This window comes from Sphingomonas bacterium (genome assembly GCF_903643065.1).
In the GTDB taxonomy this organism is placed as follows: Bacteria; Pseudomonadota; Alphaproteobacteria; order Sphingomonadales; family Sphingomonadaceae; genus Sphingomonas.
In genome coordinates, this window is the sequence record NZ_CAHJWX010000053.1 from 1 (window position 1) to 8,422 (window position 8,422).

At 69.2% G+C, this 8,422-nt stretch carries 11 protein-coding genes; 4 read left to right on the plus strand and 7 right to left on the minus strand.

Annotated features, from left to right (window positions below):
* On the minus strand, positions 1-1,050 hold a 1,050-nt coding region (locus tag HUU95_RS03335), incomplete at its 3' end, for a cysteine--tRNA ligase (RefSeq protein WP_174278804.1).
* Positions 1,051-1,206: 156 nt separating this feature from the next.
* Here HUU95_RS03335 and rpsU point away from each other — a divergent pair.
* Positions 1,207-1,413 (plus strand): 30S ribosomal protein S21, encoded by a 207-nt coding sequence (gene rpsU / locus HUU95_RS03340; protein ID WP_007404630.1) that lies wholly within the window; start codon positions 1,207-1,209, stop codon positions 1,411-1,413.
* A 35-nt stretch (positions 1,414-1,448) separates the two neighbouring features.
* Entirely contained in the window at positions 1,449-1,955 is a 507-nt protein-coding gene (locus tag HUU95_RS03345) for an FKBP-type peptidyl-prolyl cis-trans isomerase (protein WP_174278805.1), read from the plus strand.
* Positions 1,956-2,546: 591 nt separating this feature from the next.
* Here the strand turns inward: HUU95_RS03345 and HUU95_RS03350 are convergent.
* The 3 genes from HUU95_RS03350 to wecB form a co-directional block, all read right to left on the minus strand.
* On the minus strand, positions 2,547-2,792 hold the full coding sequence (locus HUU95_RS03350; RefSeq protein WP_174278806.1) for a hypothetical protein: 246 nt from the start codon (positions 2,790-2,792) through the stop codon (positions 2,547-2,549).
* 75 nt (positions 2,793-2,867) lie between these two features.
* Positions 2,868-3,635, minus strand: coding sequence for a metallophosphoesterase family protein (locus HUU95_RS03355; RefSeq protein ID WP_174278807.1), 768 nt, complete (start codon positions 3,633-3,635; stop codon positions 2,868-2,870).
* Positions 3,636-3,704: 69 nt separating this feature from the next.
* A complete protein-coding gene (gene wecB, locus HUU95_RS03360; protein ID WP_174278808.1) occupies positions 3,705-4,832 on the minus strand; it encodes a non-hydrolyzing UDP-N-acetylglucosamine 2-epimerase in 1,128 nt (375 codons plus the stop codon).
* A gap of 134 nt (positions 4,833-4,966) precedes the next feature.
* Here wecB and galU point away from each other — a divergent pair, with 134 nt between their 5' ends.
* Positions 4,967-5,836 carry a UTP--glucose-1-phosphate uridylyltransferase GalU gene (gene galU, locus HUU95_RS03365; protein ID WP_174278809.1) on the plus strand — a complete coding sequence of 290 codons (870 nt, stop codon included), beginning with the start codon at positions 4,967-4,969 and terminating at the stop codon, positions 5,834-5,836.
* Entirely contained in the window at positions 5,836-6,819 is a 984-nt protein-coding gene (locus tag HUU95_RS03370) for an NAD-dependent epimerase/dehydratase family protein (RefSeq protein WP_174278810.1), read from the plus strand. The genes galU and HUU95_RS03370 overlap by 1 nt, the downstream gene beginning before the upstream one ends.
* Here the strand turns inward: HUU95_RS03370 and HUU95_RS03375 are convergent.
* The 3 genes from HUU95_RS03375 to HUU95_RS03385 all read right to left on the minus strand — a co-directional run.
* Positions 6,807-7,562, minus strand: coding sequence for a HesA/MoeB/ThiF family protein (locus HUU95_RS03375; protein WP_174278811.1), 756 nt, complete (start codon positions 7,560-7,562; stop codon positions 6,807-6,809). The two genes, HUU95_RS03370 and HUU95_RS03375, sit on opposite strands and share 13 nt — an antisense overlap.
* The gene (gene dut / locus HUU95_RS03380) at positions 7,559-7,996 is read right to left on the minus strand and encodes a dUTP diphosphatase (protein ID WP_174278812.1); all 438 of its coding nucleotides are present in this window, start codon (positions 7,994-7,996) and stop codon (positions 7,559-7,561) included. Before dut ends, HUU95_RS03375 begins: the two co-directional genes overlap by 4 nt.
* The coding region (locus HUU95_RS03385; protein WP_302480087.1) for a phosphopantothenoylcysteine decarboxylase domain-containing protein at positions 7,993-8,422 on the minus strand (430 nt) is incomplete at its 5' end. The genes dut and HUU95_RS03385, both read right to left, overlap by 4 nt.

An 8,422-nucleotide genomic window follows, 5' to 3' on the forward strand; every position in this document is an offset into this window, starting at 1 on the left:
CGGATCGCCCGCGCCGTCGGCCCGCGCGCGCAACGCCTCGATGGTCTGCGCCAGCCGCTTGAGCCGCGTCGCCGCCGCCGCCAGCCCGTCCCAGCCGAACTCCAGCTCCGATCGGTAATGCGCCTGCAAGCATAACAGGCGAAAGGCGAGGGGGTGGAAACCACGCTCGACGACCGTCCGCAGCGTCAGGAAGCCGCCGGAGGATTTTGCCATCTTTCCCGTACGATCGACCAGGAAATTATTGTGCATCCAGAAGTTCGCGCCAGTGTCGGGCGTACCGCCGCAGGCCTGGTTCTGTGCGATCTCGTTGGGGTGGTGGATCTCGCGGTGATCGATCCCGCCGGTGTGGATATCGAACCGGGCGCCGAGATAGCGCCGGCTCATCACCGAACATTCCAGGTGCCAGCCCGGCGCGCCCCGTCCCCACGGGCTGTCCCACTCCATCTGCCGCCGTTCGCCGGGCCCGCTCGCGCGCCAGATCGCGAAATCCTGCGGGTGCCGCTTGCCCGCGACCGGATCGATCCGGCTCTCGCCCCGATCGTCCGCCGAGCGCGCCAGCCGGCCATAGTCCGGGACGGTGTTCGTGTCGAAGTACAGGCCGCTCTCCACCCGATAGCAATGCCGTGCCTCGATGCCGCGTGCGAAGGCGATCATCGCCTCGACGTGATCGGTGGCGAGCGGGAAGCGGCTTGGCTCGACAACGTTGAGGTCGCGCAGATCCTGCTTGAAGGCGTCGGTGTAATGCCGTGCAATCGCCCAGATATCCTGCCCGCTGACGCGCGCCGCCGCCTCCATCTTGTCCTCGCCCGCGTCCGCGTCGGACTGAAGGTGGCCGACATCGGTGATGTTGATGACATGGGTGAGCGGCCAGCCCTTCCACCGGATCAGCCGGGCCAGCGTATCGGTGAAGACATAGGCGCGCAGATTGCCAAGGTGCGCGTAGTTGTAGACGGTGGGTCCGCACGAATAGACGCGCACGTTCGTGGGATCGATCGGTTCGAACCGCCGCATGCTGCGGGTGAGGCTGTCGAAAAACACGAGGTCGGTCATCGCGCCCGCCTTAACGGCTGGCGCCGTTCAGGAAAGCCCGGCGCCTCCCGGTCGCGCGCGCTTGCCTTCACGGACCGGCGCTGTTAGGCCTTGGCATCACGCGGCGCGGACCCCGGTTCGCGGCCGCCTTCGCCGTTTCGGAGTTTGACGAGTTCCATGCAGATCATCGTTCGCGACAACAATGTCGACCAGGCCCTGCGCGCGCTCAAGAAGAAGCTGCAGCGCGAGGGCGTGTACCGCGAGATGAAGCTGCGTCGGCATTACGAGAAGCCGTCGGAGAAGCGCGCCCGCGAGCGTGCCGCCGCCGTGCGCCGTGCCCGCAAGCTAGAGCGCAAGCGTGCGGAACGTGACGGCGCGCGGTAAGCGCCGCCGTTGGCATTTTCTCGTAAGGTAGCGACATGACCACCGTCACCGCCGTGCCGTTGCAGCCCGTCAAGCGCGGCTACCTGATCTGGCTGTGGCTGGGAATTGCGCTGGCGCTGGTGGGCGCGGTGGCGCTGGCCCGCGCGGCGCCGCAGGGCATCCGCTTGACCACGCTGAAGGCGGGGCATGGCAAGATGCCCGGCGCGACCGATGTCGTGCTGGTGAGCTATACGGGCAAGCTGACCAACGGCACCGTGTTCGACAAGTCGCCACAGCCGGTGCCGTTCGAGGTCAGCGGCGTGGTGCCGGGCTTTGCGCAAGGCTTGAAGAGGATGCAGAAGGGTGGTCGCTACCGCCTCGTGATCCCGCCGCAGCTCGGCTATGGCGTCTCGCCCCCGCCCGGTGCGCTGATCCCGCCCAACGCGACGCTGATCTTCGACGTCCAGCTGATCGACTTCCGGACGCAGGAAGAGGTCCGCCAGATGCAGATGATGCAACAGATGATGCAGGGCCAGGGCGCGCCGTCGGGCGTGCCGCACTAACGCCGTAACGCCGGCCTATCTTTGCTCGCGAGGCGACGTGCTGTTCCGTCGTGAGGGGGGTTAGACGTTCGGGTGCTGAATGCCCGTCCGGCTCAGGATGCTAGTTAAGTCACGCCGATAAGGCTTGGTTTGGATCCAGATTTCAAGCCGTAGCTGCCTGGAAGGCATGGGTAGACCTACTGCTGTCCGACGCGTGTACCTAATGACCTTACGTCTTTGACATCCAAGTCGCCATTGGCAGTGATAGCTTACGCGGGACAGAGCCCAGCTTGAGCGCCTCAAGCCTGTCCTGGCCAAGTGGTGTCATCCTCCCGCTACGGGGAGATGGCAACGCGCCGCGCTGACGCAGGAAGAGTACGGGCTGACGGTGAAGGTTCTCCCCTCCGTCGCCCTACGGCTCCGCCTCCTCCTGGCGGGGAGGATGAAATTGAGCCTGTTAAATCAAGGTAGGACAGACTCGAAGGATCAGCCTGGCTAAGCCCCAGGGTGACACCCGTTTCGCGGTTCAGGAGCAAGACGTTCTGACCTACCGGACAAAAAAATAGCGGCCCTAAGGCCGCTATTTCATCACCGTGAAACTCAGCCTCAGCCTCAGCGGCTGGTCGGCTTGTCGTCCTCGTCGGCGACGACCACGATGCCCGCGATCACGGCGGCGGCCGCAATGATCGCGATGATGACGCCGCCGCCAGCCAGGTTGCTGCCCTTCTTGGCCACCGAACCGGCGCGCGCCGACTTGGCCACCGACAGGCTCGCCGCCGGATTGACCGGAGCGGCCATCGCCGGCGCCAACGCCATCGTCGCGGCGGCAGCAGCCAACAGGTACTTACCAACCTTCATGATCAACTCCCTTTGAAAGCCTGCGAGCCCTGACACGAAATGAGGTTCGTGACAAGCCTCCAACCGCTGGAGAAATCAACCGTCTCCGATGGTCGACAGCACCCAGCTCGTCGTGCCTTCAAGCCCCAGCGCCGTCAGTCGGCCGGTGGCATAGGCCCCCGTGTCGATGCCGATCCGGTGTGGACGGCGCTCCACTTCGCGGACGATGGTGTGACCATGGACCACCATGCGACCCAGCGGTCGATCATGCTCAAGAAAGGGCGAGCGGATCCAGCGAAGGTCGGTCCCTCGCTGCTCGTCCAGCGCGATGCCCGGATGAACGCCGGCGTGGACGAACAGATAGTCGCCCAGCTCGACGCTGTCCTGCAGCGACGCGAGGAACTCACGGTGTCGCGCGGGAACATGCGTCGTCAGCAACGCGCCGAGTTCATCATGGTCGGCCCGTTCATAGGCCAGCGGATCGATGCCGTAGCTGAGCGCGGTCTCCTGCCCCCCGACCCGGCTGAACAGCCGCAACAGCTTGGCGTCACCCGCGAGCGCGCCTGCGAACATCTCTTCGTGGTTGCCGGCCAGCACCCGCACATCGCGCCCGTCGTCGCCCAACGCGATCACCCGGTTGATCACGCCGGCGGAGTCGGGCCCGCGATCGATCAGGTCGCCGATGAAGATCAGCGTCGTCGCGGCCGGCGGCCGGGCCGCGTCGTCCGCGTCGATCGCCGCCAGCAACTGATCGAGCTCGGCCAGGCAACCATGGACGTCACCGATCGCATAGACGCGGCTTCCCGCTGGAAGCGCCGGCTGGAACGGAGCGGGTCGACGTGACTGGAAGAACCGGGCGAGCATCAGAAGGTGGACTTAGGCACCGGCCCCGAGCCCGACAACCCGCCGGGCCGGTCAGCTCGACAGGCGAGATCAGGTTCGGCACGCACCCGCGATCAGTGCCGCGATCCGGCCGGCGGCTTGCCCATCGCCGAACGGCGAGTGGGCGCGGGCCATCGCGTCATGGGCGTCGCGATCGTCGAGGAGCCTGGCAACCTCGTGCACGATCCGATCCTCGTCCGCGCCCACCAGTCGCGCGGTGCCGGCGGCGATCCCCTCCGGCCGCTCGGTGGTCTCGCGCATGACCAGCACCGGCTTGCCCAGCGCCGGCGCCTCTTCCTGCACCCCGCCCGAGTCGGACAGGACCAAGTCGCAGCTGCCCAGCGCGCGGATGAAATGAGGGTAGTCCAACGCCGGGACGCGCGTGATCGCCGGGTGGGCGCCGATGATCGCATCCATCACCGGGCCGACCGCCGGGTTGGGGTGGACGGGGAACAGCAGGTGCGTGTCGCCCCGATCGGCGATCCGGACCAGCGCGCGCGCGATCGCGACCATGCCGCCGCCGAGATTCTCGCGCCGGTGCGCCGTCACGAGCACCAGCCGCTTGCCGGCCCAACGCCGGGCATGGACGTCGAGCCCCGCCACCAGCGCCGGCTCCGCCTCTATCCGCGCCCGTGTCCACCGCAGCGCGTCCACCACCGTGTTGCCGGTGACGTGGACGCCGGTCGTCACGTTCTCGCGCGCCAGCGCCGCCGCCGCCGTCGCGGTCGGCGCGAAGTGAAGCCGCGCGATCGACGCCACGATCCGGCGGTTCACTTCCTCGGGCCAGGGATGGTGGGTGTCGCCCGAGCGCAGCCCCGCCTCGACATGCGCGACGGGGACGCGGCGGTGATAGGCGGCGAGCGCGGCGGCCATCGCGGTCGCGGTGTCGCCCTGGACGACGATCCAGTCCGGTCGCTCGCGATCCATCGCCTCGCCCAGCCCGGTCAGCAACCGGGCGGTGAGCCGGTCGAGCGACTGGCCCGGCTCCATCAGGTCGAGGTCGATGTCGGGCCGCAGGTCGGCGACGCGGAGCACCTGATCGAGCAGCGCGCGATGCTGCGCGGTGACGCAGGTGCGTACGGTCAGCCCCGGCGTCGCGGCGAGCGCGCGCACAACCGGGAACAGCTTAATGGCCTCGGGCCGGGTGCCGAAGACGACGAGGATCGAGGGTCTGGGCATCCGGCGCGTCTACATCAAGGCGGCTTACCCGAGCGTCAATCGGGAGCTTGCCGCCATGCCGTCGACAACGGGGAATTGCCCCGCGCCCGCCCGCTCGCTAGGCGTCGACCGTCCGATACTCTGGGGGGTCAGCCGTGACGTTCAAGCCCGTGCGCAAGGCCGTGTTTCCAGTCGCGGGGCTCGGCACCCGGTTCCTGCCCGCCACCAAGTCGATACCCAAGGAGATGCTGACGGTCGTTGACAAGCCGCTGATCCAATATGCGGTAGAGGAGGCGCTGGCGGCGGGGATCGAGCAGATCATCTTCGTGACCGGCCGGGGCAAGGCGGCGCTAGAGGACCATTTCGACATCTCCTACGAGCTGGAAGCGACGATGCGCGCGCGCGGCAAGAGCCTGGCCGCGATCGACGGGATCCGCATGACGCCGGGCTCGCCCGTCTATGTCCGCCAGCAGGAGCCGCTGGGGTTGGGTCACGCGGTCTGGTGCGCGCGCGCGATCGTCGGCGACGAGCCGTTCGCGGTGCTGCTCCCCGACGAGCTGATGGTGGGGACGCCCGGGTTCCTGGCGCAGATGGTGGCGGCCTATGCGCAGGTCGGCGGCAACCTGATCGGCGCGCTGGAGGTGCCGGCGAGCGAGACCGACAAATATGGCATCATCACGCCCGGCCGCGTCGATGGCGCGCTGACCGAGGTGCTGGAGGTGATCGAGAAGCCGAAACAGGGCACCGCGCGCTCCAACCTGATGACGCCGGGCCGCTATATCCTCCAGCCCGAAGTGATGGGCATTCTGGACCGGGGCGAGAAGGGCGCGGGCGGCGAGATCCAGCTGACCGACGCAATGGCGCAGCTGATCGGCCGGCAGCCGTTCCACGGCTATACCTTCACCGGCCAACGCTTCGATTGCGGCGACAAGGCGGGCTTCATCCAGGCGAACCTGGCGCTCGCGTTGCAGCGGGCGGACATCGGCCCGTCGGTACGGAGCTTCGCGGCCGCGCTGCTCGCCTGATGGCGGTGCTCGTCACCGGCGCGGCGGGGTTCATCGGCGCGCATGTGGCGGGCGCACTGGCGGCGCGGGGCGACGAGGTGGTGGGGCTCGACGACCTCAATCCCTATTACTCGCCCCGGCTGAAGCGCGACCGGCTGGCGGCGCTCTGCCCTGAAATTCGGTTCGTCGAGGTGGATTTTGCCGACGACGCGGCGCTCGACGCGGCGCTGGCCGGGGTGGCGATCGACCGGATCGTCCATCTGGGCGCGCAGGCGGGCGTGCGCCACTCGATCGATCATCCGCGCGCCTATGTCCGCGCCAATCTGGTCGGCCACCTCAACCTGCTCGAACTGGCGCGCGCGCGGGGTGTGCGGCACCTGGTCTATGCCTCCTCGTCGTCGGTCTATGGCAGTCATACGTCGCCGCCGTTCCGCGTCGGCGATCGCGTCGATCACCCCGTCTCGCTGTACGCCGCGACCAAGAAGGCGGACGAGCTGATGAGCGAGAGTTACGCGCATTTGTATCGCATCGCGCAGACGGGGCTGCGCTTCTTCACCGTCTATGGGCCGTGGGGGCGGCCGGACATGGCGCCCTGGCTGTTCACCGACGCGATCCTCGCCGGCCGGCCGATCGCGGTGTTCAACGAGGGCCGGATGCGGCGCGACTTCACCTATATCGACGACGTGGTCGCGGGCGTGCTCGCCGCGCTCGACCGGCCGCCGGCCGACGACGGCGCGGTCAAGCCGGGCGGGAGCCTGGGCTCGCATGCGATCTACAATCTGGGCAACAACCGGGCAGAGGAACTCGGGCGGTTGATCGACCTGATCGAACGGGCGTGCGGCCGGCCGGCGATCCGGGAGATGAAGCCGATGCAGCCGGGCGACGTGCCCGCCACCTGCGCCGACATCGCCGACGCCGCGCGCGATCTGGGTTTCGCGCCGGCGACGGCGCTGGACGAGGGCGTGCCGAGGTTCGTCGACTGGTTCCGCCGCTACAACGCCTGACAGGCAGCGCAACCCGGATCCTTGGGCAGGATCAGCGTCCGGAAGCGCCAGCCGAGCAAGTCGACCAGCAACAGCCGCCCCGCCGGATCGTCGCCGAACGGCACCAGGGCGCGGATCGCCTCCAGCGCGGCGAGGCTGCCGAGCACGCCGGCCGCCGGGCCGAGCACGCCCTGGTCGGCGCAGCTGGCGTCCGGCTGGTCGGGCGCGTCGCCGACGAAACAGCGGTAGCAGGGCCGGTCCGCCTCCCAGCCGCGATACACCGCCAGCTGCCCCTCGAACTGCGTCACCGCCGCCGACACGAGCGGGATGCGCAAGGCCAGCGCCGCGTCGGCGGCGGCGAGGCGGGTCGCGAAATTGTCGGAGCCGTCCACCACGACGTCGGCGCCGGCGAGGAGCGAGCCGGCGTTGTCCGCGTCGAGCCTGGTCGCGACGGCCTCGACCCGAACCAACGGGTTGAGCCGCCACGCCGCACGAACCGCCTGCTCGCCCTTGGGCGCGCCCAGCGACGGCGTGTCGAACAACACCTGCCGCTGGAGGTTGGACAGGTCGACCCGATCGTCGTCGATCACGCGCAGCCGGCCGACGCCGGCGGCGGCGAGGTACTGGATCACGGGCGAGCCGATCCCGCCGGCGCCGATCACCGCGACGGTCGCCGCCTTGAGCCGCGTCTGGCCGGCGCCGCCGATCTCTTTGAGCACGATCTGGCGGGCGTAGCGGGTCAGCTCCTCGTCCGAGAGGCTCACCGCCCGGTCGATCCGAACCCGCTAGCGCCGCGCCCCGTTTTGTCCAGCGTCGCCACCTCCGTCAGTTCGGCGCGGAGCACGGGCGCGGGAACCAGTTGCGCGATCCGCTCGCCGCGCCGCACCACGAAGGGCTCGGTGCCTAGATTGGCGAGGATCACCTTCACCTCGCCGCGATAGTCCGCGTCGATCGTGCCGGGCGTGTTGAGGCAGGTGACGCCGAAATGCAGCGCCAGCCCGGAGCGCGGCCGGACCTGCACCTCGTGCCCCTCCGGGATGGCGAGCGCGAAGCCGGTCGCGACCGCGTGCCGCCCGCCGGGCGGGATCAGCACGTCCTCCGCCGCGACCACGTCCATCCCCGCCGCGCCGGCCGTGGCGTAGCGGGGCAGGGGCAGGCCCTCGCCATGCGGGAGGCGGCGGACGGAGATGGCGATCATGCCAGCGTCGCCGCGACGCGCTCGATCAGCCGACGCGCGACCTCTTCCTTGGGCAGTTCCTCCCAACTCTCGACGCCCGCATCGGTGACGAGATGGACGGTGTTGCGGGCGCCACCCATCACGCCGGCGCCGGTCGGGCCCGACACGTCGTTGGCAACGATCCAGTCGCAGCCCTTGCGCAGGCGTTTGATCACCGCGTGCTCGATCACGCGTTCCGTCTCCGCCGCGAAGCCGATCAGGAGGCGCGGGCGATCGGCGCGGCGAGCGAGGCCGGCCAGGATGTCCGGGTTCTCGACCAGGGTGAGCGCGGGGGCGGTGGCGTCCTTCTTGAGCTTCTGCCCGGCCGCGTCCGCGTGCCAGTCGGCGACGGCGGCGACCAGGATCGCGGCGTCGGCGGGCAGCGCGGCGTCGACGGCGGTGGCCATC

Coding starts and splice junctions, on each gene's coding strand:
- rpsU (WP_007404630.1), top strand. CDS start 1,207: ATGCAGATCATCGTTCGCGACAACAATGTCGACCAGGCCCTGCGCGCG.
- HUU95_RS03345 (WP_174278805.1), top strand. CDS start 1,449: ATGACCACCGTCACCGCCGTGCCGTTGCAGCCCGTCAAGCGCGGCTAC.
- HUU95_RS03350 (WP_174278806.1), bottom strand. CDS start 2,792: ATGAAGGTTGGTAAGTACCTGTTGGCTGCTGCCGCCGCGACGATGGCG.
- HUU95_RS03355 (WP_174278807.1), bottom strand. CDS start 3,635: ATGCTCGCCCGGTTCTTCCAGTCACGTCGACCCGCTCCGTTCCAGCCG.
- wecB (WP_174278808.1), bottom strand. CDS start 4,832: ATGCCCAGACCCTCGATCCTCGTCGTCTTCGGCACCCGGCCCGAGGCC.
- HUU95_RS03370 (WP_174278810.1), top strand. CDS start 5,836: ATGGCGGTGCTCGTCACCGGCGCGGCGGGGTTCATCGGCGCGCATGTG.
- dut (WP_174278812.1), bottom strand. CDS start 7,996: ATGATCGCCATCTCCGTCCGCCGCCTCCCGCATGGCGAGGGCCTGCCC.